The sequence below is a fragment of the Paenibacillus sp. Y412MC10 genome, from assembly GCF_000024685.1.
GTDB classification, from domain to species: domain Bacteria; phylum Bacillota; class Bacilli; order Paenibacillales; family Paenibacillaceae; genus Paenibacillus_AQ; species Paenibacillus_AQ lautus_A.
Window position 1 is genome coordinate 5,933,651 of record NC_013406.1, and the last position, 25,019, is coordinate 5,958,669.

The following is a 25,019-nucleotide window of genomic DNA, read 5'->3' on the forward strand; positions in this document are numbered from 1 at the left end:
TGAATTTTAACTTCTCTCTGGGCTACACTGTCAAGTAGAAAGTATGGAGGGAGAACCTGCAATCATGCCGAACATGCGCTACGTTATTTTAAAGGGTCAGGACGAGCTGTTCTTTGTCGAAATGCCCAGTGACTATGCTTACCAGCTCAGTGCCCTGAATTTACGCCTGAACAAGGAAATCGATAAACTCACCGCAGCAGGCAAACCTCAGCTGCCTCTTGCCGTAGCCGAATGCGACCATTTGGATTTGATGCAGGAATCGCTGAGCATTCAGGGTGGTCTTGAATACATAAATGAGCTTGAGCAGGCCTTTGCTTCCCTGAACGAAAAGGAATATCCGCTCATCTCGCTGCTTACCGAAATTCGGGCCCTTCAAGCTCAGCTCGAGCAATGGTACGAGGAAGAAGCGCAATAATCGAGGTAGACCTGCACGCTTTGGGCATTTTCCCCATATGCTATCCATACAGATGGAAATAGCAAGAGGAGGAGATACCCTTGCCGCAATGGCTCTGCAATCAGTTGACACGCGCTTTCCGCAAGAAGGACAGACGTCAGATCAAGCTGCTGAACGAATGCTGGTACTTTTACCGGAATTCCCCGGGTGAAGAAAATTCGAATGCCCGTTAGGGCCTGCAATCGATCCATAAGGTTTGACAATAAGCCGGACGCTCTGTCCGGCTTATTTTTGCATGGTAATAGGTGGACTGCATCCGTCGAATCCGCTCCTATAATTCGCTTCGTCTAGCTGGCCAGGAGCCCTGAAGCTTCCGAATAAAAACGATTTGCCCCGTATGATAGGCGTCATGCATGATTAAGCTGAGTATCCGCTGCGGCGATTCTTCGATCTCGGCTTCCGTCATCCCCTCGAACTTCTGTCTTAATGTTGCATGAACCTCCTGAAGCTGCTTCCGGGCCGTATCCCAGGCCTCCTCACTGGTGTCATGGATCAGAAACGTCTCGTCGTTTCCTATCCCTTCATTATGAAGCGGTCTCCCTTCCAATCTGCCGAGCAAACGCTCCTTATAATACAGCAAATGCTGCACGTTCTCCCAAATGGAATTCGCCGCCTCCCCTTCCGGCTTCCACAATGCCTGCTCGAGCGTAACCTCCTTCAGCGCCGGTAGAATCGGAGGATACCAATCCTCCTGATCCATCGCATAATTCCAGTTTTGCAGCAGCAATTCCTTCATGTTCATGTCCATCGCCTCCGCTTTGAATGTAACTACCATAAATAAAATAGAGCGTTACATAAAAACTAACACACTTCAGATCCCAATACAAGTAACTAGCAACATATATATTTACTTGTTACAATGATGAGACAAGAAAGGATGAGCTTCATGTTATGGGATGATTTTATAAACAGCGAATGGCATGACTGGAGAGGCAGCGGCCGATCCGTGGACCGGCTCGCCCGGGAGGATTGGCTCACTGAATTTATTAGCGAGCATGAGCTCCACGTCGCCGTTCCGCTGACTTCGGATGAACTGGAACTTCTCCGGCAGCTCCGATCCTTCCTGCGATTATGCGTTCAGCGCATCGTTGCAGGTACCCTACCTTCCCGCCAGCAAGTAGAGGAATTGAACCGCTGGATGGCGACAGGGCCGGTCATTCGGCAGCTCAAGATCGAAGAGGATCAAAAAGGGGTACTTTCTTATATACCGCAAAATCCAGGCCTGCAAGCAGCCGCTGCCGAGATCGCCGGCTCCTTTGCGCAAGCCATCGAGCAAGGCGAGCTGTCCCGATTTCGCATCTGCACCAATCCGGATTGCCTCTGGGTGTATTACGACGATACGCGAAACCGCTCCAAACGTTATTGCGACGATAAAATGTGCGGCAATCTGATGAAGGTCAGACGCTTTCGGGCGAAGAAAAAGCAGCAGTCAGAGCCCGGGAAATAGGCGTGCGTTTAAGCTGGGCAGTATATTGCAACATACATGCTTACGATAAAAACGTCCTGCTTCTAAAACTGAGTCATGACTAAACCTTCCTCCAGAATAAACTCTATTCGCAGTCGACCCAGCCAATGATGAGAAAAAGAACCCAAAAAAAGAGCCGTTTCTCCCAGAAGGAGAATACGGCTCTTTTTTAGCTCATTTTAGTTCGATCCTTGGTCTTTCGGCTTGCGCATCGTCAATCCGACGCGCCCCTTCTTCAAATCCACGTTCAGCACCCACACGGTAACATTATCCCCAACGGAGACGACATCCATCGGATGTTTAACAAATCCATCGCTCAGCTGGGAGATATGCACCAGGCCGTCGCTCTTGATGCCGATATCGACAAAGGCTCCGAAATCGATGACATTGCGTACCGTTCCCTGAAGCTCCATTCCCGGCACAAGATCCTCGATCTTCAGCACGTCCTGGCGGAAAATCGGCAGCGGCAGTTCCTCCCGCGGATCGCGTCCCGGACGCTGCAGGCTGTCCAGAATATCGCGAAGCGTCGGCACGCCCACCTCAAGCTTCACGGCCAGGCTCTCCGGTTGCTGGGCATCCAGCAGCTCAGCCAGCTCCTTGCTTCCCAGCTTGTCCAGGCCAACCTGGAGCTCCTGGAACAAACGGTCAACCACCGCATAGGATTCCGGGTGAATCGGAGTACGATCCAGGATGTTCTCGCCTTCCGAAATCCGCATGAAACCCACGCACTGCTCATAGGTCTTGGCACCGAGACGCGGAACCTTCTGGAGCTGCTTCCGGCTGACAAATTTCCCGTTCTCTTCCCGGTACTTCACGATATTTTTCGCAATGGTTGCATTGATGCCGGCCACATAAGAGAGCAGCGATGGCGATGCCGTATTCACGTCCACCCCGACATGGTTCACCGCGGACTCCACGACGGCTTTCAAGCTTTCCTCCAGATGTTTCTGGGTTACGTCATGCTGATATTGGCCCACGCCGATCGACTTCGGATCGATCTTCACCAACTCGGCCAGCGGATCCTGCACGCGGCGTGCAATAGAGGCCGCGCTGCGCTCGGCCACATCCAGATCCGGGAATTCTTCCTGCGCCAGCTTCGAGGCCGAATACACGCTTGCCCCGGCTTCGTTAACGATGAGGTAAGCAAGCTCAGGGTCGGCGAGCTCCGCAATGACTTCTTCCGCTACGAACTGCTCCGTTTCGCGGGATGCCGTACCGTTCCCGATGACAATGAGCTTGATTCCGTATTTCGCTATCAGCTCCTTGAACTTCGCGGCAGCCTCCCGCCTCTTGTTGGCCGGCGGCGTCGGATACGTGACGGCTACCTCCAGCAGCTTGCCCGTGTCATCGACTACAGCAAGCTTACATCCGGTACGGTAAGCCGGATCGACGCCCAGCACGCGGCGCCCCTTCACCGGCGGCTGCAGCAGCAAGCTGCGCAGATTCCCCGCAAAGATGGAGATCGCCTGGTTCTCCCCTTTTTCCGTCAACTCCCCGCGCACCTCGCGCTCTATCGATGGGGCTATGAGGCGCTTGTAGGAGTCCTCGATCACCGCCGTCAGAATGTCCGTCACGGCCGAGGGCCCTTTAAGCACCTGCTTTCCGATATACCCGTGTATGGATTCGGAAGGAACCTCCAGCCCCACCTTTAATATGTTCTCGCGTTCGCCCCGGTTAATGGCCAGTATCCGATGCGGCGGCATTTTCTTCGCCAATTCCCGGTAATTGTAATAGTTCTCGTACACGGATTCCGCTTCGGTATCCTTCGCCTCCGACGTCAAAATGCCATGATCCAGGCTGAACCGGCGTACCCAGGAACGAACGGCTGCATCATCGGCAATGTTCTCCGCCAATATATCCATCGCGCCTTGGAGGGCCTCTTCCGCCGAAGCCACGCCTTTCTCCTCATCGATATATTTCGCAGCCTCCACCATCGCATCGGCCTGCTTCGGCTGCGACCAGATCCACTCCGACAGCGGTTCGAGTCCCTTTTCCTTGGCGACACTCGCCCGCGTCTTTCGTTTTTGCTTATACGGACGGTAGAGATCTTCCACCTCCTGCAGCTTCACGGCCGCCGTAATCGATGCTTTCAGTTCTTCCGTCAGCTTGCCTTGCTCTTCTATGATGCGGATGACTTCCCGCTTACGGACCTCCAAATTGCGCAAATAGCCTGTCCGCTCCTCGATATCACGCAATTGGTTCTCATCCAGTTCGCCTGTCATTTCTTTACGGTAACGCGCAATAAACGGTATGGTATTGCCCTCATCCAGAAGTTCAACGGTCGTGCGCACCTGTTTCTCGGACAATTGAAGCTCCTTCGCGATCTGCTTCACGATCCGTTTCGATTCTTCCTTGCGAATCTGTTCTTCATTTACTTCCACAACAGCTTCTAATTCAGACAATGATATCCCTCTTTCTTCAATGAAACTATATTTGCTATTATCCCAAACTTAAGCGCTCATTTCCACTACATCGCTCACTTCGCAAGGCTTTAAGCTGCATTTAATGTCCAATTCATCTGATTTTAAGTTTCGGCTTATATTCTGTTACTACGAACATGCTGCTGCCGGATATCCACACTCCATTACGATCGGGAGGTCACCTTCGATGAATGACAAACATGCGATTGCCTGGTCCGTTGTCTGCCTACTGTTCATTGCAGCAGCGGTCACGACGGCATACGTGCTCATACCTACAAACGCGTAATCGATCGCCCTAAGGGATAAACGCGCCTCGCCTCCACATAAAAACCCCCAAGGAGTTATTCCTTGAGGGTTTTTTGGCCGTAACCGTTCTATGTGGAACATGCAACGCTTGGATTGAATCAAAAATCAATCAAGCCCAGACTTATTTGCAGGGAATCATCCACCTTGCTCATCATTTCATCATCAAGATGGGTGATTTTGTCGGTTAGCCGCTGCTTATCAATCGTCCGGATCTGCTCTAGCAAAATGACGGAATCCCGGTCAAATCCATGCGACGCCGCGTCGATTTCGACGTGAGTCGGCAGCTTGGCTTTTTGAATCTGTGCCGTAATGGCTGCAACAATCACAGTCGGACTAAACCGGTTGCCGATATCGTTCTGAATCACAAGGACCGGCCTTACGCCGCCTTGCTCAGAACCGACAACAGGTGATAAATCCGCAAAAAATACGTCGCCCCGTTTAACGATCACTGTCTACACCCCGCTTACTAAGCGGTCTAGAGTGTTGTCTGCATCTTCCTCCGCGTGAAACGCCTCAGAAGCCATGGTCAGGTTGATTTTGGCCATTTCCATATAACCCCGCTGCATGGATTCACGAATGTAACGTTTCTTCCGTTCATTCAGGTACAACTTCATGGCCTGCCTAATAAGCTCACTGCGGTTGGAATTTTCCAGCTGAGCGATCCCGTCCACTTCCTGCAAAAGATGATCCGGTAAACTGATCATGATTCGTTTGGTGTTCTGCATATTGGCCACCTTCTATTACACCCCCACAACCTTCTCGCCCTGTGCACCAGTATTACATTATTCAAGGAAAATTATACAAAAGAATATATATGCCGAAGGTATATCAAGTATGCTGCATATCATTATAAACTACAATCGACACTTTCGTACAGACTTAAACGACATATTCCTAATTCGGGAAGATCTGTACGTATTCCTTCTTTCCTGAATAAATAACTTATGGCGACATGCTTTTTTAAAGGTTGTTCCAGAGCGCGTTTACGGTCTTTACCGGTATATCATCGCGTATATATAGGCGCGGTACCCGGTGGGCAATCATGCAGACGACCTCATAGTGGATCGTCCCCAGCTTGGCTGCCAGCTCATCTGCCGTAATGCATTCGCCAGATTGCTGGCCGATGAGTACAACCTCTTCACCAGCTTTGATTTGTTCCGCCTCCTCGGCGAAAGATTTGAGCGATACCATACATTGGTCCATACAGATATTTCCGACTACAGGGACGCGGCGGCCGCGTATCAGCACTTCCGCTTTACCGCTCAGCATACGAGAGAAGCCATCGGCATAACCGATGGGAAGGGTTCCAATTCGTTCTTCCTGCTCCGTTACATACTTCGTCCCATAGCTGATGCCGGAATGCGGAGGTAAATTTTTGACGTAGACAAGCTTTGTCTTTAGCGTCATGACAGGGCGGAGGCTCACTGTCTTTCGATTCACCTCGTCCGAAGGATATAGTCCGTACAAGCCGATGCCGACACGAACCATATTATAGGATAGTTCAGGTGTATCGATCGCAGCAGCGCTGTTGCCCGTATGTATGATCGGGATATGGTAATCCTTATCCCGAAGAGCGTCCGCAACGCCCTGGAAACGGCGATACTGTCCCAACGTATAGTCTTTGTTCTCTTCATCCGCTCTTGCAAAATGGGTAAACATTCCTTCGACCACAACCTGAGGCAGCGAAAACGCTTCTTCTATAAAAGAAATCGCATCTTCGCCGGGAAGCAGGCCCAAACGACCCATTCCGCTGTCAATCTTGATGTGTACCTTAAGCGGCTTCTCCGGCTTGACCGGCAGTGCCTTTATCGCTTGGAGCACTTCCGAACTGAACAGGGTTATGGTTACATCATACTCGTAAGCGATCCCTACAGCCTCCGGTGGGGTATAACCGAGCACCAGGATCGGGACAGAGATGCCGCCTTGCCGAAGTTCAATCGCTTCATCAAGGAAAGCCACGCTTAAGTATGCCGCACCCAGTTGCTGAAGTTCGCGTGCCACTTCTACGGCTCCGTGACCATAGGCGTTCGCCTTCACACAAGCAAGCAATTTCATGTGATCCGGCAGCGCCTCACGAAAAGCGTTATAGTTGGCGCGCAGATGGTCCAGGTTGATTTCCGCCAGGGTAGGTCGATATATCGCTTGCAATTCCAGTCACCTTCTTACCATTTTGAAAAAAGCATTATGCTTTACAATAGATTAATGGTAATGTTCCCGGGAGCAACTGTCAATTGAGACAAACTGCTTATTTATGGAGCTCGTGGTTCCATCCGGACGGCGAAACTTGGTGAAACGTCGGAATATCTGCAAAATATCGATGAAGTCCCCTGCCCTAATTCCTTTATTTGGAGAAAATAGGCGAATGGCCTCATTGTCGGAAGATTGCCCTCCTTCAATGCTTGGTATCCGCCTACTTCGTATTATTTACCCGATTCTCCCTGCATGGAAGCAGCGACTTTCTTCATTTCTTCGACTGGCAGATTAGCGCTCGTGATCCGGTATTCCACGCCTTCCGAACTCCAAGTCAGCGTTCTTTGCTGATCGCCGGTGAGCAGGCCGACCGTCGTGAAATCAATATACACCGCTTCGCCCGGAACGAGTGAAACCGCACGATCCGACGGTCTGGATTCCATGATCGTGTATTGGTATACGCCGTCGTACTTCAGAATAACCGCATGGTCCTTGCTCTCCGGAACTTCCATGGTGTCCTTGTTCGTAACCCCTGCAGGCACATATTCCGGATAGATGATGCCGAAGGATCCCATGTCGCCGCCGGCAGCCGTTTCCGTCATGCCCTCGGTTCCCTGAGCGCCGTTCCCCTCCGTAGTGGAAGCCACCGGTACCCCGTTCTCGTCCACTTCCGCAATCGTCCCCTTCGCATCGTTCATGGCACTCAGATTCTTGTTGGTATCAAACGAATCCTTGGTTAGGTTCGTATCGAATGTAAAGGTATTGAACTTCACTTCAACGACGACATTGGCTTCCGAATCCGATACTTGTACCTGTTTCGGCGTGTAGTTGTCCTTGGCGAGCCAGATCTTCTGACGAATCAAGGAATGACTGTGGTAGTTGGCGGCTACATCAAACACGTAGCTGTCCTTGTCCTCGGCAAACTGGCGCGTATTGTCGCTCAGAATGCTGCTAAGCAGCGTTTGATACAGATATACCTGCCCCTGATTATCCGGCCAGTCGCTCTTGAAGCGGAAGCTCTTATTTAAGCTTGGCGTCAGTACGAACACGCCGTCATCGTTGCGAAGCACGATTTGCGTAATATCCTTTTGCCCGTTGGTTAAGCTGATCCGATAGTAAGATGGAGATTGGTACCATACCTCAACCTGATACTCCTGCGGCGCCGAACCGGTATGTATGGTCATAACGCCCGCTCCCTGGTAAGCGCCCTTGGCACTTTCCAGCTTATCAGCCACCTTGCCCAGATCCTTCACAACGCTGTCTGCATTTTTCTTCCCGCATCCCGCCAGTATTGTTGTTAAGCATAATACTACCGCGAGCAGCACCCATGAAATCCGGCGCATGTCATCATCCCCTTCAACACTTGTTTTGACTTGATTGATACATGTCTATGAGGGACTTGGTCACATTATGCAGACTAGCCTGACAAGCATGATTACAGCGGACTGCGGCGCGGGCTTAAGATCGGTCAATGCGTAAAAAACGAGCCAGGATGAATCCATTCGATCGCCGATTCATCCGGGGCTCGTTATTGAAATTGCAGCATGGGTTTCCCTATCCGAGACTTATTCTTCAACAAGCATCAACCTCATCCAAGTCAGCCATCTTAATGGGCAGCATGCAACGAGACGGACTTCTCAGGCGATGCATTCGTATAAGGCGCGAACCATTCCTCGTCCACTTGGTCAGGTGACGGAAGGCTGCGGGTGGTCGAGTCGAAGACCCAGAAGATTCCTACGCAGAACACGGCGATTCCGCATCCCGCGATAACGGAGGAGCTTGCCGCAACCACGCCAAGGGCACCTCCAATCAGGCTGCCAAGCGGCATGGCAATTCCGCTGAGTCCGCTTGCTGCCGCGAACACCGTGCCCAATCTTTTCTCGGGTATCGCCTTCTGAATGACCGAATTGATGATGACGTTCGTAATGCCTCCCGGAAACCATGCCAGGCCGTACACCAAAACGACAAGCCAGGTCCAAGGGGTGAACACGCTGAGGCACCAGGCAGCACCCGATAAACAAAACGCTCCGGCAAAAAGATATCCAAGCGGCAGGCGCTCCAGCTTCAAATACGGAGCCAGGATCGCTCCCAGCAAGCTTCCGCAAGCCTGGGCCATGAGCAAGATTCCGTACACGCCGGCTCCGCCGAGGCTGTCGGCGAACGCAGGCATAACCGTGAAGGTAGCGCCGCCTGCGGCATTGATGACGATAATCCCCATCTGTACCCGTGCGAGCGGGGTTGCCAGGATGTAACGGAGACCTTCTTTCATGTCGGTCCAATAATCGCCGAGAGCCTTTTGCATCGTTTTTGAAGTAACCGACTCTTTAACCGTTGTTTTATTATCGTTGTTATCAGAAGTATTGGTGGACTTCTTGATTTTCAATTGCGCAAATAACAAAGCTCCGACGAAAAATCCAATGGAATTCCATAAGTAAAGGGATACTGCGCCCAGCACGACAATCAATACACCGGATATGGCATTGCAAGCGACATCGATGCCTTGGTAGGCCAGGGAGAACAGCGAGTTGCCTTGCGTCAGCTGCTTCTTTTCGAGAATTTTAGGAAGGGCCGACATTTGGGCCGGATATACCCACATATTCAACGTCGATAGAATCGGTGTAATCGCCAGTACAAGGCCGACCGTCAGAAAGTCGAAATAAAATGCAAGCGGAACGATCAACAGAAGAAGCGCTTGAATGAACTGGGTGTACACCAGAAGCCCCCGTATGGGAACGCGGTCGATCATCGGGCCGGATAACAATTGAATGATCCGGGGGAGAATCGAGAGGAGGCCGGCAAGCCCTGTATACAGCGTCGAACCTCCCAGATCGTATACCAGCCACATGGCGGCTACAGCATACAGGCTGTCACCGATATTCGTAAGGATTCGGCCAATGAACAACAGCAGAAAATTGCGATTCTTTAAAATGTCCACAGAGAAACACTCCCTTATTTTAAATTTTATCGTTTAGGAGAAGAGGCTGTGAGGCCCCTTCCTATTTGGACGTTTCCGTCGAAACTACATTGATCCCAACGGCATACTCCTTGCTGTCTTCCCCTTTGGTCGCGATGGTCTTATTCACCCATTTTTCGAGCAGTTCCTTGAATTCCTTTGTCATCTCTTCATATTGGTCGGCGTTCAGCTGCAGCCTCAAGCTAATTCGGGTTCGGGTCGCCGCGTCGTAATCTTCGGCAAGAACCGGGTCCATCGTTTGCGTTCCCTTGGTGTTAAACCACTTCGCTTTGGATTTATAATATTTCTCAACGATGCCGCCGACCGTTCGGGTCTCCACCAAATCTATCAGTCCGCCGTCATATAACTTCTGGATATGATAGTGGATGCTTCCCGGCGAATCTCCCAATTCATCCGCGACTTGCTTGGAGGTTTTGGCCGTATCCAGCATGGTTCCGAGAATTTTCACCCGCTGGGCGCTGCCAAGCAGCTTCGCTTGTTCCACCGATATTTCGATGCTTTGATTTTGATCATGATCCATCATGCAGCTCTCCATTCTAATTGAATTATTCATTCTAAACTTGTTATTCATACGATTATTTTCGTTTGATCTAATTTAGTTTATCAATCTAATTTTCTAGATCGGTATGTCACAATAATAAACCACCTATTACCATTTGTAAATAGGCGGTTTATTAATTGTTTATTTTTTTCTACACGGGCTTGACCATATGATGATAAACATGCCCGTTAATCATGATGTCCTTATCCGTTTTATATCCTTTTCGGTCGTACAAGGAATGGGCACGATGATTGTCCGTCACCACGGCGAGGGCAATTTTATGGTACTTAAGCTCCTTCGCCCTGTTCTCCGCATGAAGTATGAGCGCCGAACCGATTCCCTTGCCTCCAAATTGCGGGGAAACGGATAACGTATCAATATAGTACTCATCCTCATCCGCTTCTTGATCCAGCGTTACGGTAGGGTCGCTCTTCAGCTTCCGCAGCCGATCCAAGATGGGACGGTCCAATTCGGCCGCTTGATCGCCGCCGTAAGCAACGATGATGCCGGCCACCTCGCCGTCGATCTCCTCCACGGCAGACTGACGGTAACTGAGCCTGCCCTCGTCCGCCCGAAAATATTGCTCCAGCACTTCAAGCGCTTTCTCTTCGCTGTCTTCCCCCGTTAACCGATGAGCTACATCGTGCAGTGCGTCATACAGCAGCCTGGCTGCCGCACCCGCATCCTGTGGTCTTGCTGATCTGATGGTCATGCTGATTCAACCTCCAATTGCCAATCCATCTTTTAAACATCCCAGTCCTCAACCTCGTAAAACAGCTCCAAGTCGGACGTTGCCGTAAATGAACGCCGTTTCACTTTGGGATCTCCGATCTTCTCATGCAATCCAAACCCTCGCGATACCTTGAACGTAAAAGACAAACCATGCGGTACCATCGCGCTTCCCCTGTAAACGCCCTCTCCGCTGTACGGAATCTCAAATCCGGCATAGATCATGGGAGAAACGGGCGTTGCAGGCGGTACCTTCACCTCAATCGCGACTTTCACGAATTCCGGAAGTTCTTCAACGATCGTAATCTCTTTATCCGCGCTTAAGCTTCCCATTTGAAGCGTAATCCGGGTGCTGCCGGGAGTTCGAGGCTTTAGCGTTCCGTCCGGCAGTATCGTGAGCAATTCCGGAGTCTCAACATGATATGTTCCATTCATCAACGTTTGAACAAATCCGCTGTCGTATGTAATGACCGGATTCAGTTGCTTGACGGGGCCGTTTACCCCTGCGACGCCGTCGCCATCCAGCTTGATCGAGACCGGTTCACCAATGTTTCCGAAAAAATACAGCAGCGGTGCGTGCGCTCTGCCTGCCCAGTCGCTTTGGCTGTGAGCTGCTCCCGGATCCAGGAACAGCATGAGATCATCCCCCGGCACAAAACCGTCCTGAACCAAGCGTTCCGCTTCCTCCCGGGCGTATTTTTCCATGAAAACACCTTCAGCACCGCCCATATCCAGCCAAATCCGAAGATTCGGGTGCGTACCGTATCTTTCATAAAAGGGATGTTCCTTCAGTTCGCCCCGTTCATCGAATTGGGCTCTGACAAAATAAGGCGACATGACCGCAATGCTGCCGAACACATCCGGCCTCCGGAAACCGATGTTGTAGGTGACGATCCCGCCCGCGGACGAACCCATCATAGCCGTATGCTCCGGGCCCCTCAACGTTCGAAAATTCTGGTTGATATAAGGCATCACTTCTTCAATGATAAAGGTTTCGTACCGTTCGCCGGCAAACGGCGGATCGAACACCTGATGCATCCGTGGGTTGTCATGGAAATACTCGTTCAGCCTTTGATGGGGAACCGTGGCGATGCCGACGATGATAATTTCCTCCATCCGCCCCTCGGAAACCAGCCGATCCGCGGTGACGTGCATATCCCATGAGCCGCCTCGCTCATCCGCTGAAAATACGTGCTGCCCGTCATGCATATAGAGTACGGCATAATGCTTCTCCGTATTCTCGTGATAACTGGGTGGAAGATATACATACAAACTCCGGGTATTGCTTAAGCTAACCGATGGAAAATCTGCGATCTCTACCATTCTTGAGGACATACTGACCATTCTAACCCCTCCTGATTATTTTTGCACCACATGTGCGGTTAACATGCGGTTTATTCGCTTAAGGCAGCGCCATATAACAAAAAAAGGCACAACCCGATAAAATCAGGTTGTACCTCTTAGGTAAGCATTGCCTTACTTCACATTATACTGGGGAATTTCCCCATATTCAAGATCAGGATTTGCCCTCAGGCGGCTCTTTCGGCACATAGTTGAAGATTTCGCCATCCACGAAAGTATCGATCAATCGCTCCAGCCATTTATAATAAGCAACAGCCTCACGCATCTTCGCCTGATCCTCTTGCAGCACCGCTACCAGCTCTTCGTCATCCTCATGGGCTTTGCGGAGCTTCTCCGTTTCGTCAAGCGCTTTGCGCAGGACCAGAATGTTGCTCTCCACCGATTTACGCCATTTAATATCGAAAAAATCAAAGAAGGTCTGATACCAATCGTATTCCACTTCATATAAATCCTTGCGGGAGCCCTTCTCCCACACCTTGTTGACCATTTTATAATCGAGCAGCGTCCGCACGCCTGTACTCATGCTCGTTTTGCTCATCTTCATTTCCTGTCCCATTTCATCCAGGTTCATCGGTTTATCCGCAAAATAAAGTAATCCGTATAAATGTCCCGTTGAGTGTGGAATGCCGTACAAGTCCATATTCCGTCCAATATTTTCAATGACACGCTTACGAATCTTCTGCACGGCTGCCTGCCGTTCATCATCTAAATGGTACAAGCCCATGCTTGCAGCCTCCTCTATACTGTAGCCATCCAAGAAGTCATGTCAACATAACAAAACTAGGTGGACTCGAAGTGTAGTGTGAACGATCTCAATGAAATCTAAACAAGCCGAATCCACACACATTCTCTGATCTATTGTAGGGAAAGCTATTTTAAAAGTAAAGAAGATCGCTTTGGAGGATATCGGAGCATATGAGAGCATTTCAAAGGATAACTTTGTACAGTTTTTACTGTACGTACTTTATGTACGGATATAACGTTTGATACTTTACGTATCGGTTGTTACAATGGGTGACATGGGTTTACGAGACGACATCGGCAAAGACTCGGACAAATGGACGCGTCTCTATACAATAAAAGGAGGAGTACTTTTGGCTATTCTGCAAGTTAACAAAGTCAGCAAATTGTTCGGCGCGAACCCGGAACAAGGGCTTCAATTGCTTGAGCAAGGCTGGAGTAAAGCGCGAATTGCAAAAGAGAAAAATATAACGGTTGGCGTTAACCGTGTCAGCTTCGATATTCAGGAAGGCGAGATCTTCGTGATTATGGGGCTATCGGGCAGCGGGAAGTCTACGCTCGTCCGTTTGCTAAATCGGTTGATTGAGCCGACATCGGGCGAAATCTTGATACACGGCAAGGACCTGCGAAAAATGAACAAGGAACAGCTGCGGGAAGTACGCCGCAAAAAAATCAGCATGGTGTTCCAGAAGTTCGCCTTGTTCCCCCATCGCACGGTTGTGGACAATGTGGAATACGGTCTGGAGATTCAGAAGGTAGACAAGAGCAAACGCCGCGAAGCGGCCATGAAGTCGCTTGAGCTTGTAGGCTTGAAGGGCTGGGAGGAAAAAATGCCCGATCAGCTCAGCGGCGGCATGCAGCAGCGCGTCGGGCTGGCCCGTGCGCTTGCCAACGATCCGGAGATTCTGCTGATGGACGAAGCCTTCAGCGCACTGGATCCCCTCATTCGCAGAGACATGCAGGACGAATTGATCGAGCTCCAGGACAAAATGAAAAAAACCATCGTGTTCATTACCCACGACCTGGACGAAGCTCTTCGGATCGGCGACCGCATTGCCTTGATGAAGGACGGCTCGATCGTGCAGATCGGCACGCCGGAGGAAATCTTGACCCAGCCTGCCAACGACTACGTCGAACGGTTCGTGGAAGACGTGGATCTATCCAAGGTGCTTACCGCTTCACGGGTTATGCGCCGTCCGGAAACCATCACGATGGATCGCGGGCCTCGGGTTGCGCTGGAGCTTATGCGTGAACGCGGCATCTCGAACCTGTTCGTGATCGACCGTTCGAAGAAGCTGCTCGGCGTCATTACGGCGGAAGATGCATCGGATGCCATGAAGAATAACCGCAAGCTTGCGGATATTCTCATCACGGACGGACCGAGCGTCGGACCCGACACGCTGCTAAATGAATTGTTTGAAATTACGAGCATGTCCAAAGTGCCATTGGCCGTTGTGGATGATACCGGCCGACTGATGGGCGTTATCGTCCGCGGTGCCGTCCTTGGTGCCTTGGCCGGAGAAACCAAGAGCGAGGAGGTGACGCAAGATGCCTAAGATCCCTCTTGCCAGCTGGGTTGATTCCTTGGTCGATTGGATGGGAGACGTGTTCTCCGGATTCTTTGACGCCATCTCTTTCATTATCGAGAACGTTGTGCAGTTGTTTACGGATTTGTTCATGCTGCCTCATCCGTATCTGTTCATCGTCATCCTGGCCGTCATTGCCTACCTGCTGGGCCGTCTGCCGTTAACCTTGTTCACGGCCATCGGTTTCCTGCTGATCGACAACTTGGGCTACTGGTCACAGACGATGAGCACGCTCAGTCTGGTCATCACGGCGGCATTGATCTCGGTCATACTGGGTGTTCCGCTGGGTATATGGGCGGCCTATAGCAAGTCCGCATCCCGCGTGATCATACCGGTTCTGGACTTTATGCAGACCATGCCGGCATTTGTGTACTTGCTGCCTGCCGTCACATTCTTCAGTCTGGGCGTGGTTCCGGGAGTTATCGCTTCGGTTATCTTCGCGATTCCGCCGACGATTCGCCTGACCCGCCTCGGCATTATGCAAGTATCCGGCGAATTGACTGAAGCTGCGGATGCATTCGGTTCGACTTCCGGGCAGAAATTGTTCAAGGTTCAGCTGCCGCTGGCCATGCCAACCTTGATGGCCGGCATTAACCAGACCATCATGCTGTCGTTGTCGATGGTGGTTATCGCTTCGATGATCGGCGCCCAAGGTATCGGTGCCGAGGTATATCGCGCGGTAACGCAGCTGCAAATCGGTAAAGGGTTTGAAGCCGGCTTGGCTGTCGTCATTTTGGCGATTGTCCTCGACCGCTTTACACAAAATATATTTAAATCGAAAAAAAGGGGTGCTTAATTTGAAGAAACAGAAGTTTTGGTTGCTGCTTAGCTTGGCCGCTATTCTGGTCCTGTCCGCTTGCGGTCAGGGCGGAAACGGCGGCTCGAATGGAACGACGGACAACGGGGCTGATGGCGGTTCCACCGCTTCCCTCGGCGATCAAGTCAAACATGAAATCATCGGTATTGATCCTGGCGCGGGTATTATGAAAGCAACGGCTGCTGCGATTGAGGAATATGGATTGACCGACTGGAAACTGATCGAAGGTTCCGGCGCGGCCATGACGGCAACTCTCGATAAAGCCATCAAGAACGAAGATCCGATCATTATTACCGGTTGGACTCCGCACTGGATGTTCGCCAAATACGATCTGAAGTATCTGGAAGATCCGAAGAAGGTTTACGGTGAAGCGGAAGAGATCCACACCGTTGCCCGCCTTGGACTTCAGGAAGATCATCCGGAAGCCTATAAGTTCCTGAGCAATTTCAAGTGGACGTCCGACGATATGGGTCAGATTATGACCGCGATCCAAGAAGGCCAAGACCCTGAGGCTGCAGCTAAAGAATGGGCGGACAGCAACGCTGAGAAAGTCGATGCTTGGCTCGAAGGCGTTCAACCGGTTGACGGCAAAAGCTTCAAATTCAGTTATGTGGCTTGGGATTCCGAAATTGCCAGCACCAACCTGCTGAAAGTGATCATGGAAGAAAAGCTGGGTTACAAAGTTGAAGCCCTTCAAGTTGAAGCAGGCCCTATGTGGACCGGCGTTGCCAACGGCGACGTGGACGCCACCGTGGCTGCTTGGCTGCCGCTGACGCATGCGGACTACTGGGATAAATTCAAGGACCAAGTGGAAGACCTTGGCGCCAACATGGAAGGCGTAAAAACCGGACTGGTGGTTCCGTCTTACGTGGAAGCCAATTCGATTGAAGATCTGAAATAACGTTGAAAGCCATCCCATGGTTTGTGGGATGGCTTTCTTTTTTGGATGTCAAGATTAGTCGGCCTGGTCTGGGGAGGATGTATCCGTTTCGGTCGCTGTTGAAACCAGGAAAACAGGATGATATTTTTGCGGTATTTTCCCGGTTTCAAAGGCGAACGCCAGGTCTCCTCCACGGATACATCCTCTTTTCTTGGGCCCGGCCTCCAATCTTTCCCGCAAACAAAGCCATCCCTTTCTTCAGGGATGGCTTTTTGGGGCGGGGCGGGGAAGGGGCTAAGCTGACCAGTTCGACACGGTCAGCTTGCCTGGTTTATGGCCGGACATGCTGTGATTCCCCTTGGGACTCACAGGCTTGCCGGCTCGGCTTCTTCGGCCTTTCAGGGGCTTTCAGCGTCCCCGATTCGGCCTCGAACAATGCTGCTGCAGGCCTTCCTTCTCTCACGAATTAAAAAAGATCATGCCCAACAGATGGGCATGATCTTTTTTAAAATTATATAAGTCTACTCTTTTATCGTGACCGTCACGGGAGAGTATTCGGCAATGACGGTTTGTCCATGCACGGATACGCTGCCCTCCGGCGTCAGGTCTTTTTCGGTCATGATGCCAAGCGCGATGGTGAATTTGTTGAACTTGATCGGGATGTTTTTCTCCCGGCGGATCTCTTCGCCGTTCACGTAGAAGATAGCTTCGTCCTCGGCACGGTTATACGTGATTTTGTACGTGTTGAATTCCCGCGGCGCAAAGTGCGTATCTTCCTCTTTGAAAATGCAGAAGTAACGGGTCTTGTCCGATTCCGGCACCTGCACGCCCGGGAACGGCAGGACCGCATACACGCTGGCGTATTTGTCGTTCGAAGCAAAAAAGTCCAGTGCCGCGCCGGTGCTGAAATCAAGCAGATTCAAAGATACGTAGCCGTCATACAAGTCGCCGGGAACCGTACCTTGGGTGCGGGCCCGAATTTGCAGCTCGAAGGTCACCTCGCCGGATTCCGGCACGTCCACTTCTTCGTTGGAATAATACATATGCTTGGCGTTATCGAGAATTTGGATCTGGTTATTCTGACGGCTCAGCGGTGCGCGTACGTACAGAATGCCATTGCGAACGATAACGACCGCATTCGGCTCGCGATATTCCCAGAATGAACCGTCCGGTAGCGGGAACCCGCCGATCTTCCAAGTCCCGCTCTCGGACAGGATGGAGTGAAAATCACCAAAAACGCGTTGTTGTTCCATCTATTTCCCCTTCTTCCTTACAAAGTCTGAATGATTCCCTGAATGATCAATGACAGGATCAGCACGCCGCCGCAGCGCATGGTGGTCATCGTTGACGCGCCCATCAGCGGTAAATACGCCTCGGAACGGTTGCTGTCCTTCAGCCTTCCATAGACAAGATACAACGGAATGATCGTAAGCAGCGCAATCAGTGCGTAAGGCGGGAGCGCTCCGGCCAATACGCAGGCTATCAAGGAGAGGCAGGCCAGCAGCAGCAGAACTCGCGAGAAGTTCAGCGCTCTCTTTTCGCCCCATACCACGACCAGGGTCTTCTTCCCGGCCTGACGGTCTGCCTGCCAATGCAAAAAGTGATGGTTGAACAAAATCAACGTTGTCAGCAGCCCGATGGGCAGTGACAGCAGCAAGGCCCGAACATCCATATGTGAGGTTTGAACGTAGTATGCGCCCATCACCGGCAAAATACCAAAGGACAGCAAAATCGCAATTTCACTGTATCCCTTGCCGCGATAACCGAATCGAATCGGCGGTGCGACGTAAAAGTAAGCGATCAACCCGCCGAGTCCACCAAAGACGAAAGCCCACCAGCCGCTGATCAAGCTGAGGATGATGCCGCTCAACGCCGCGATCCCGAACAGCGTCCAGGTGACGATCTCGAACTTACGGAGCGACCAGACCCCCTTGGTCAAAAACCCGGAGTTGGTGGAGATCGCATCTACATGCTCATGCGCTTCCGTGTCCGTTCCGTTCTTATAGTCCCATAAATCGTTCACCATATTGGAGAACAAATGGGCAGCGCCGCTCCCGATCAAGGTCAATAAAAAAAGGCCTATATGAAATGTACCCGTCCATACGTAAGCCCCGAGCGCTCCCAAAGCGACCGGAATCAGCATGACGGGGATCACTTTGATTCGGGAAGCTTTTTTAAACTGTGTAAGGGCATCCACGTTTGATATGCTCCTTTCCCTTCTATGATACAGAATAGAACGCCTGCAAATCGTGCAGACGTTTAGCGTTGTGAAACAAAGCACTTGCATAGATTAGAATATCACAATTGTCGAACTTTGTAATCCGTTTGTTATAACTTGGCTTTGCAGCCATTAGACCGACGAACGTTCAATCAGCTCGAAAGCAAGCTCCTTCCGAATCGGCTCCTTCTGCTCCCCTTGAATATGTGCATAGAGTATCCTGAACGCCTCCGTACCCATATCAAACAGGCGGTTATCGATCGTAGTAAGGCCCAGCATTTTGCCGATCGGCTGGTTGTCGAATCCGATGACGGCCAGCTCTTGCGGGATGGACAACCCTCTTTTCTCCGCTTCATAGATTAACCCGGCGGCCACATGGTCACCCGTCACCAATATGGCGCTGGGACGTTCCTCCATGCCCGACAGCCGATCCATAATCGCTGCACCGTCCTCGAGATCAATACAACCGTCCAGGATCCATTCCTCGCGGTAAGGCTCTCCGATTTCTTGAAGCACTTCTTCATAGGCCGCTTGGCGTGCTCTCGTGCTCGGACTGTCCAGTCTTCCTACGGTGAAGCCGATGCGGCGATGTCCCCGCCTTATCAAATAACGCATGGCACTGCGAAATGCCTCAGCATGGTTTATATATATAGAAGAAAATAAGCGTTCCCCTGCATCCTGACAGCATACAATCGGTCCGTAAGCGCAATAGGCTTCGATCTGTTTAGGCGTCACGGCCGACGATAGAATAATGATGCCGTCAATCTCGCGGTTGCGCAGCATCTCCAGCACTTCCACTTCCTTATCCGGCGCATACCCGGTTTGGCACAGGATGAGGCGATAGCTAGCGGCAAGCGCTTCTTGGCCGGCTCCTTCCATCAGCAAGGAGAAGTAGGCATGATTAATAAACGGCAGCATGATGGCAATATTCATCGTTTTCCCTGTAATCAGATGGACCGCATTCATATTCCGGGCGTATTTCAGCTGCTTCATCGTTTCCAGCACGCGTGCCCGCTTCTCTTCTCTGACATAAGGGTGGTTATTCAGCACCCGGGATACAGTTGATACCGACACGCCTGCAAGCTTGGCTATCTCTTTAATATTGGCCACAATCGATATGCCCCCTTCATCCACTGGTTCATCCCCTGATACTATCATGATTGCTTCCTCTATTCAAAATTAAGCCTCCAGCAGTTGAGGTCTCTGCGTTCGTATTGCGCCATATCCGTGACTTACTTTTTTTGGTACGATTGATGATATCATCCCTATGGAGGTATCGGCATGTCGAAACTGTTCAAGACGCTTGGCGCTGTATGGTTCATCGGCGGTTTTATCGGCGGAGTCATCATTCATATTATCATGGAGGGCAATTGGCTGACAGGCATCGCTTGGCTTATTGGCGGCGCAATCTTGGGCGCCTTATTCTATACGGTGGGCGAAATTCATGAAATCGTGTGGGAGAATCATGCCCTGCTTCGGGAAGTGCTTCACCGTCTGCCTCCGGAACCAGGCGACAAAAAGCCGCCGCTTGGAAATTCCCGGGCCAATCTTAGCGCTTTGAAGGATTATAAAATGAACGCAAAAGATGAACAGCGATAAAAAATTTGATCTTGATCTGGTATGCTTTTCATACATTACACTGTGATTGGGTGGAAACCTTCATTCATTGTCAGCGTGACCGGAAAGGGCGTGATGGCAAGGGCAAGGCTTCTGCCTTTTTGCCATGTTTTGCGAAACCTGCGACTTGTCCATTACGTTATCCTTCTCAAAAGGAGATGATGGATGATGGAGACGTTCGGCAGAGGCTGCCTGTACTTGATCATTGGCATGGTGGTATTGCTGCTGTTTGCCCTGCTATTGGGGACCACGATTACGATCCCATGGTTTATCTTCATTCCGCTTGTCGTTATTGCCTTTGCCGTGGCTGCATCCAAGAGCAAACGCAAGGATGATGATTGATCCGGACGACAGGCGAGCCGCCGGGCGCGAAAGAGGATGTCCATTTCATGCGCCGTTTTCAATTCGCTTGCAGGCCTTGTTGGTTCAGTCCAACGGACAATAAAACACCAAGAAGACTCCCTGACGGGAGTCTTCTGCGTTCCTTAGGATCATAACCATGCTTTTTCCAGCTTACGACTTCATTTCGAAATATTCTTGAATGCCTCTGTCTGCTGCTTGATGCCAACCTCGGTGGCAAAACGCTCGATGCTGGATGCTCCGAAGAATCCTTCCACCCCATGGGTTCTGGACAATACATACGCCGCGTCCTCAGGCTCCGCAATCGGACCGCCATGGCACAGAATCATAATGTCCGGGTTGACGGCTTTTCCGGCATCGCAGATCGCTTGAATCTTGTCCACGCAGTCGTCGAGCGTCAGTGCCGTTTTCGCGCCTATGGTGCCTTTCGTGGTAAGACCCATATGAGCAACCAGAACATCGGCTCCGGCTTCGGCCATTTTCTTCGCCTGATCGATGTTAAACACATACGGCGTGGTCACCAAATCCAGCTCATGCGCCTTCCGGATCATCTCGACCTCAAGATCATAGCCCATGCCCGTCTCTTCCAGATTCGCCCGGAATACGCCGTCAATCAAGCCCACCGTCGGAAAGTTCTGCACGCCCGCAAACCCTTGCTCCTTCAGCTGCTTCAGAAAAATATCCATGATCCGAAACGGGTCCGTGCCGCAAACCCCCGCCAACACCGGCGTATGCTTCACGACCGGCAGCACCTCGTTCCCCATGTCCACCACGATCTGATTGGCGTCTCCGTACGCCATCAATCCAGCGAGAGATCCGCGCCCGGCCATCCGGTAACGGCCCGAGTTATAAATAATGATTAAGTCTACGCCGCCCGCTTCGGCGCTCTTCGCGGAAATCCCTGTCCCTGCTCCAGCTCCCAACAACACCTTACCCGCTGCAACCTCTGATTTTAGTTTCGCTAATACTTCTGCTCTTGTTTGCATGGCCATGATATGTTCCTCCTTCAGTTTGAATGCTTGGCCCTGTGGCTTCCCCTTCTCATTGCCGCTTCATCAATTCCATCAGCTTATCGGCCGCGGCCACCGCAAAAGCTTGATCGTTAATATCGGTATTCATCTCGATCAGCTCAACGGTCTCACGGTCTATCCGTTGTCTTAACGTGTCGAACAGCATCTTATCCTCTTCCGCTCCATGGAATGCTTCGCCTTCCACATCGAGCATCGATACACCTTTCAGCGGCAGCATCAACACCGTAGGACCTTGCGACGAATTCAGTTTATCCGCAAGGATCCCGCCAAGCTGCCGGTTCTCCTCCACCGTGGTCCGCATCAGCGTAACCGAAGGGTTATGCTTGTACAGGTTTCGTCCCCGGAATGCCTCCGGCACGGTATCGTACGGACCGAAGTTGACCATATCGAGCGCCCCGGTCGATACGACCTGCGGCACCTTGCAGCGTCCGGCTGACTCCAGCCGATTCGGCCCTGCCGCCAATACGCCGCCAACCAGCTCATCGCACCATTCCGTTGTCGTCAAATCCAATACACCGTCGATGAATCCGGCCTCAATGAGGCTTTCCATCGTTCGCCCGCCCGTGCCGGTTGCATGGAACACCAGCACTTCATACCCATGCGACTCCAGATGCTCTCTGGCATAATCGATGCAGGGGGTCGTTACCCCGAACATCGTCGCTGCAATCAGCGGCTTTTTATCCATCGGCGCAGCCGATTCGAACTTAACCATGCCGGCTATCGCGTGTGCCGCGTTCGTGAATATTTTGGTGGAAAACGAGTTCAGGCCGGATACATCCACGATGGACGGAAACATGATAATGTCGCTTGTCCCTACATAAGGCGCCGTATTGCCGGAAGCGACGGTGGAGACCATCAATTTTGGTACGCCGATCGGCAATGCTCGCATGCCGGCGGTGACGATGGAAGTTCCCCCTGTACCGCCGAATGACAGTATGGCGTCGAATTTGCCCTCTGCATACAGCTTCGGCACGATTTGTTCCATCCCTTGAGCCAATACTGCAGTCCCTGCCGACCGGTCCTTCCGGGCCGCGATTTCGCGCAGATCCGCATCTGCCGCCCCTGCAACCTCGATATTGGTTACATCCGGCGTGAACATCGGCTCAAACACGCCGCTATGAATCGTAAACGTTTGTAACCCCAAGCTCTCGATCACCGATTTAACGTATAAAAACTCAGCACCCTTCGTATCAAACGTCCCCGCAATGGCTATGGTTTTCACCGTGAAGACCTCCCCATGTCTCTTCTCAGGATCGCTTGCCCCGTTCTGACTGACGGGTCCGGCATGTGATCCCTGTAAGACCATAATACAGCGCTTTCAAATAAAAAGGATCGTATCTATGTACGATCTTTATGTATATTTGTCTTTCATATGCCGACGATAGGCCTGGGGAGACATGCCTGCGTATTTTTTGAAGGTCTTGCTGAAATGAACATAGTCCGGGTAACCGACCAGCTCCGCTATTCTACTCAGGGACAGCTTGCTGTGCTTCATGATATCCTGCGCCTTGTGAATACGATATTTGGCTATGTATTCGGGAAAGCTGCACCCCACCTCTCTGTTAAAAAGCGCGCTGAGATGCGTTCTTGAAACGTGGATCCGTTCGGCCAGCTCCGTCATTGAAATCGGGACTGCATAATGCTCGGCTACGTATTCTTTCACAAAGGCAACATAGTCCATCGGTACATCGAATTGCGTCAGCTTGTCCATCAGCTGCCGGTCCTGCTCCAGATGGCCCGTTGCCTTAAACCGATGCGTCGCATCCACGATGGCTTCTTCCGTCGGCGTTCGCTCAAAGCTCGAGCCGCCCACGTAACCCATGGCGGACGTGTTGTCGTACATGTACTGGACATCGATGGGCGTATGGACCGGACCGCCATATACGAGCTTGATCGGCTGCTTGCCCGAGTCGTCACAGACGGCAAAAATTTCTCTGGCGATTTCGGCGCCCTTCTCCAGCGACCATGCTTTCGAGGTCCCCATCATCCCGCCTGCCGTAACGCCCAGATGGGCGCAGATGATATCCGCTCCCGCATCCAGCATCCATGTCGTCTGCTCCGGATTGAATACGAAGGCCATCGTAAACATATCGCGCTCATGGGCAATCCGGATGGCTTCCACCTCCTGCAGATACGTGATGCCTTCTTCCTCCAAGGCTTCGCGGAACTGTCCGTCAATCATTCCCACCGTCGGATAGTTGATGATGCCGGCAAAACCGCTTCCGCGAATGGCATCCAAGTATCCCGGCAACTGAACGGTTGGATCCGTTCCGCATAAACCGAATATCACCGGTGCGTCGCGGACCACGGAAAGAATTTCGCGCGAGCCGAAATCCATCACCATTTCATTGCAGTTCGCATAGGGCATGAAGCCCGCCAAGGAGCCCAGTCCCATCTGCCGAAAACGGCCGGAATTCAAGGCCAGTATCAGATCGGCGCCGCCTTTGACCGCATATTTTGCCGATATTCCTGCTCCTGCCGCTACCCCGATCAATCGCTCCTGGGTCTGTATCCCCCTATGTAATCGATCCAATACCTGTTCTCTGGTCGTTATCAAAGTTATTGGTCCCCTTATCTTCAATCTGACCGTCATATCTCATCGTTTCCTTATATCGCTATACCTATTATAAATGAAAATCAATAGAGACGATTCGTGTAACTGTCCTGCATTCCCCGGGCAACGATCTCCTCCGTCACGTGATCTTGATTCACATGATCCGCGATGATCTTGGACGGATTGGGCAGATGCTCGCTGGGTATCCAGGAATCGGGATCCCATGCTTGCGAACGCATGAAAGCTTTTGCACAGTGCATATAGCATTCCTCGACCGAGACCGCAATGCCAAGCCACGGGCGTTTGCCTTGTACGCTAAGCCGATCCAGGATTTCTTCGTCCCTTACCAAGACGGCGCTGCCGTTGATTCGCAAAGTCTCCTTCAAACCCGGTATGACAAACACGATCCCGACTCTCGGGTTAGACAGGATATTCCGCAGCGAATCAAACCGTCGATTGCCCGGACGCTCCGGAATGATTAAGCAGGATTCATCGATCACATGCACGAATCCCGCCGCATCTCCCCGGGGCGAAACGTCGCAGGCTCCGGATGCGTCGGAAGTAGCCATAAACAACAAGGGGCTCTTCGAAATAAAGTCTTTGCAATGATGGTCCAATCGATGAATCGTTTTATGTTTGACCACGTGATTGGAATCGCCGAACAAGTTTCGAAGCTCCTCCTCCGATGAAACGACCGATTGAAACGGAATTTTTGACATCACAACCACTCTCCTATTAGCTTCATCTTATACCTTTCTTATATCCGATACTACG

26 protein-coding genes are annotated in these 25,019 nt (G+C 51.5%); 8 read left to right on the top strand and 18 right to left on the bottom strand.

What is annotated here, in order from left to right; genetic code table 11:
* Window positions 1–64 precede the first annotated feature (64 nt).
* Both GYMC10_RS26000 and cmpA read left to right on the top strand, forming a co-directional pair.
* On the top strand, window positions 65–415 hold the full coding sequence (locus GYMC10_RS26000; protein ID WP_015737249.1) for a hypothetical protein: 351 nt from the start codon (window positions 65–67) through the stop codon (window positions 413–415).
* A gap of 80 nt (window positions 416–495) precedes the next feature.
* On the top strand, window positions 496–627 hold the full coding sequence (gene cmpA, locus GYMC10_RS32045; protein WP_015737250.1) for a cortex morphogenetic protein CmpA: 132 nt from the start codon (window positions 496–498) through the stop codon (window positions 625–627).
* Window positions 628–725: 98 nt separating this feature from the next.
* Here cmpA and GYMC10_RS26005 read toward each other — a convergent pair whose 3' ends face one another.
* The gene (locus tag GYMC10_RS26005; RefSeq protein WP_015737251.1) at window positions 726–1,196 is read right to left on the bottom strand and encodes a DinB family protein; all 471 of its coding nucleotides are present in this window, start codon (window positions 1,194–1,196) and stop codon (window positions 726–728) included.
* A 144-nt stretch (window positions 1,197–1,340) separates the two neighbouring features.
* On the opposite strand from GYMC10_RS26005, the gene GYMC10_RS26010 reads away from it, so the two are divergent.
* Window positions 1,341–1,901, top strand: a complete 561-nt coding sequence (locus GYMC10_RS26010; RefSeq protein ID WP_015737252.1) for a CGNR zinc finger domain-containing protein — start codon at window positions 1,341–1,343, stop codon at window positions 1,899–1,901.
* 197 nt (window positions 1,902–2,098) lie between these two features.
* Here GYMC10_RS26010 and GYMC10_RS26015 read toward each other — a convergent pair whose 3' ends face one another.
* The 10 genes from GYMC10_RS26015 to GYMC10_RS26060 all read right to left on the bottom strand — a co-directional run bounded on the left by GYMC10_RS26015 (window position 2,099) and on the right by GYMC10_RS26060 (window position 13,165).
* On the bottom strand, window positions 2,099–4,321 hold the full coding sequence (locus GYMC10_RS26015; protein ID WP_015737253.1) for a Tex family protein: 2,223 nt from the start codon (window positions 4,319–4,321) through the stop codon (window positions 2,099–2,101).
* A 422-nt stretch (window positions 4,322–4,743) separates the two neighbouring features.
* Window positions 4,744–5,094 (bottom strand): type II toxin-antitoxin system PemK/MazF family toxin, encoded by a 351-nt coding sequence (locus GYMC10_RS26020; protein ID WP_006212388.1) that lies wholly within the window; start codon window positions 5,092–5,094, stop codon window positions 4,744–4,746.
* A 3-nt stretch (window positions 5,095–5,097) separates the two neighbouring features.
* Complete coding sequence (locus GYMC10_RS26025) at window positions 5,098–5,379, bottom strand: CopG family ribbon-helix-helix protein (RefSeq protein ID WP_028406492.1); 282 nt, start codon at window positions 5,377–5,379, stop codon at window positions 5,098–5,100.
* 226 nt (window positions 5,380–5,605) lie between these two features.
* Window positions 5,606–6,793, bottom strand: coding sequence for an alanine racemase (gene alr / locus GYMC10_RS26030; protein ID WP_015737255.1), 1,188 nt, complete (start codon window positions 6,791–6,793; stop codon window positions 5,606–5,608).
* A 272-nt stretch (window positions 6,794–7,065) separates the two neighbouring features.
* A complete protein-coding gene (locus GYMC10_RS26035) occupies window positions 7,066–8,178 on the bottom strand; it encodes an outer membrane lipoprotein-sorting protein (RefSeq protein ID WP_015737256.1) in 1,113 nt (370 codons plus the stop codon).
* Window positions 8,179–8,441: 263 nt separating this feature from the next.
* Window positions 8,442–9,770 carry an MFS transporter gene (locus GYMC10_RS26040; RefSeq protein ID WP_015737257.1) on the bottom strand — a complete coding sequence of 443 codons (1,329 nt, stop codon included), beginning with the start codon at window positions 9,768–9,770 and terminating at the stop codon, window positions 8,442–8,444.
* A gap of 61 nt (window positions 9,771–9,831) precedes the next feature.
* Window positions 9,832–10,332 (bottom strand): winged helix-turn-helix domain-containing protein, encoded by a 501-nt coding sequence (locus tag GYMC10_RS26045; protein ID WP_015737258.1) that lies wholly within the window; start codon window positions 10,330–10,332, stop codon window positions 9,832–9,834.
* Between the two features lie 169 nt (window positions 10,333–10,501).
* Window positions 10,502–11,062, bottom strand: a complete 561-nt coding sequence (locus GYMC10_RS26050) for a GNAT family N-acetyltransferase (RefSeq protein WP_015737259.1) — start codon at window positions 11,060–11,062, stop codon at window positions 10,502–10,504.
* A 32-nt stretch (window positions 11,063–11,094) separates the two neighbouring features.
* Complete coding sequence (locus GYMC10_RS26055) at window positions 11,095–12,423, bottom strand: alpha/beta hydrolase (RefSeq protein WP_015737260.1); 1,329 nt, start codon at window positions 12,421–12,423, stop codon at window positions 11,095–11,097.
* A gap of 172 nt (window positions 12,424–12,595) precedes the next feature.
* Window positions 12,596–13,165, bottom strand: coding sequence for a GbsR/MarR family transcriptional regulator (locus tag GYMC10_RS26060; protein WP_015737261.1), 570 nt, complete (start codon window positions 13,163–13,165; stop codon window positions 12,596–12,598).
* Window positions 13,166–13,535: 370 nt separating this feature from the next.
* Between GYMC10_RS26060 and GYMC10_RS26065 the strand changes: the two genes are divergently transcribed.
* From GYMC10_RS26065 to GYMC10_RS26075, 3 genes are read left to right on the top strand one after another with little or no spacing between them, the layout of a single operon-like run.
* Window positions 13,536–14,738: a glycine betaine/L-proline ABC transporter ATP-binding protein gene (locus GYMC10_RS26065; protein ID WP_015737262.1), complete on the top strand. Its 1,203-nt coding sequence runs from the start codon at window positions 13,536–13,538 to the stop codon at window positions 14,736–14,738.
* The gene (locus GYMC10_RS26070) at window positions 14,731–15,564 is read left to right on the top strand and encodes an ABC transporter permease (protein WP_015737263.1); all 834 of its coding nucleotides are present in this window, start codon (window positions 14,731–14,733) and stop codon (window positions 15,562–15,564) included. The genes GYMC10_RS26065 and GYMC10_RS26070 overlap by 8 nt, the downstream gene beginning before the upstream one ends.
* A 1-nt stretch (window position 15,565) precedes the next feature.
* The gene (locus tag GYMC10_RS26075) at window positions 15,566–16,486 is read left to right on the top strand and encodes a glycine betaine ABC transporter substrate-binding protein (RefSeq protein WP_015737264.1); all 921 of its coding nucleotides are present in this window, start codon (window positions 15,566–15,568) and stop codon (window positions 16,484–16,486) included.
* A gap of 500 nt (window positions 16,487–16,986) precedes the next feature.
* Here GYMC10_RS26075 and GYMC10_RS26080 read toward each other — a convergent pair whose 3' ends face one another.
* From GYMC10_RS26080 to GYMC10_RS26090, 3 genes are all read right to left on the bottom strand, one after another.
* Window positions 16,987–17,718, bottom strand: a complete 732-nt coding sequence (locus tag GYMC10_RS26080) for a DUF6081 family protein (RefSeq protein WP_015737265.1) — start codon at window positions 17,716–17,718, stop codon at window positions 16,987–16,989.
* A 17-nt stretch (window positions 17,719–17,735) separates the two neighbouring features.
* Complete coding sequence (locus tag GYMC10_RS26085) at window positions 17,736–18,662, bottom strand: prenyltransferase (protein ID WP_015737266.1); 927 nt, start codon at window positions 18,660–18,662, stop codon at window positions 17,736–17,738.
* Window positions 18,663–18,815: 153 nt separating this feature from the next.
* On the bottom strand, window positions 18,816–19,793 hold the full coding sequence (locus tag GYMC10_RS26090) for a LacI family DNA-binding transcriptional regulator (protein WP_015737267.1): 978 nt from the start codon (window positions 19,791–19,793) through the stop codon (window positions 18,816–18,818).
* A gap of 171 nt (window positions 19,794–19,964) precedes the next feature.
* On the opposite strand from GYMC10_RS26090, the gene GYMC10_RS26095 reads away from it, so the two are divergent.
* The gene (locus tag GYMC10_RS26095; RefSeq protein ID WP_009593992.1) at window positions 19,965–20,282 is read left to right on the top strand and encodes a hypothetical protein; all 318 of its coding nucleotides are present in this window, start codon (window positions 19,965–19,967) and stop codon (window positions 20,280–20,282) included.
* Between the two features lie 183 nt (window positions 20,283–20,465).
* On the top strand, window positions 20,466–20,642 hold the full coding sequence (locus GYMC10_RS32665; protein WP_015737268.1) for a hypothetical protein: 177 nt from the start codon (window positions 20,466–20,468) through the stop codon (window positions 20,640–20,642).
* Window positions 20,643–20,821: 179 nt separating this feature from the next.
* Here GYMC10_RS32665 and GYMC10_RS26100 read toward each other — a convergent pair whose 3' ends face one another.
* The 4 genes from GYMC10_RS26100 to GYMC10_RS26115 all read right to left on the bottom strand — a co-directional run bounded on the left by GYMC10_RS26100 (window position 20,822) and on the right by GYMC10_RS26115 (window position 24,964).
* Window positions 20,822–21,652, bottom strand: a complete 831-nt coding sequence (locus GYMC10_RS26100; protein WP_015737269.1) for a phosphoenolpyruvate hydrolase family protein — start codon at window positions 21,650–21,652, stop codon at window positions 20,822–20,824.
* 49 nt (window positions 21,653–21,701) lie between these two features.
* Window positions 21,702–22,913 (bottom strand): Tm-1-like ATP-binding domain-containing protein, encoded by a 1,212-nt coding sequence (locus GYMC10_RS26105; RefSeq protein WP_015737270.1) that lies wholly within the window; start codon window positions 22,911–22,913, stop codon window positions 21,702–21,704.
* Window positions 22,914–23,042: 129 nt separating this feature from the next.
* Window positions 23,043–24,248 (bottom strand): phosphoenolpyruvate hydrolase family protein, encoded by a 1,206-nt coding sequence (locus tag GYMC10_RS26110; RefSeq protein WP_235201879.1) that lies wholly within the window; start codon window positions 24,246–24,248, stop codon window positions 23,043–23,045.
* An 80-nt stretch (window positions 24,249–24,328) separates the two neighbouring features.
* Entirely contained in the window at window positions 24,329–24,964 is a 636-nt protein-coding gene (locus GYMC10_RS26115) for a pyridoxamine 5'-phosphate oxidase family protein (protein WP_015737272.1), read from the bottom strand.
* Window positions 24,965–25,019 lie beyond the last annotated feature (55 nt).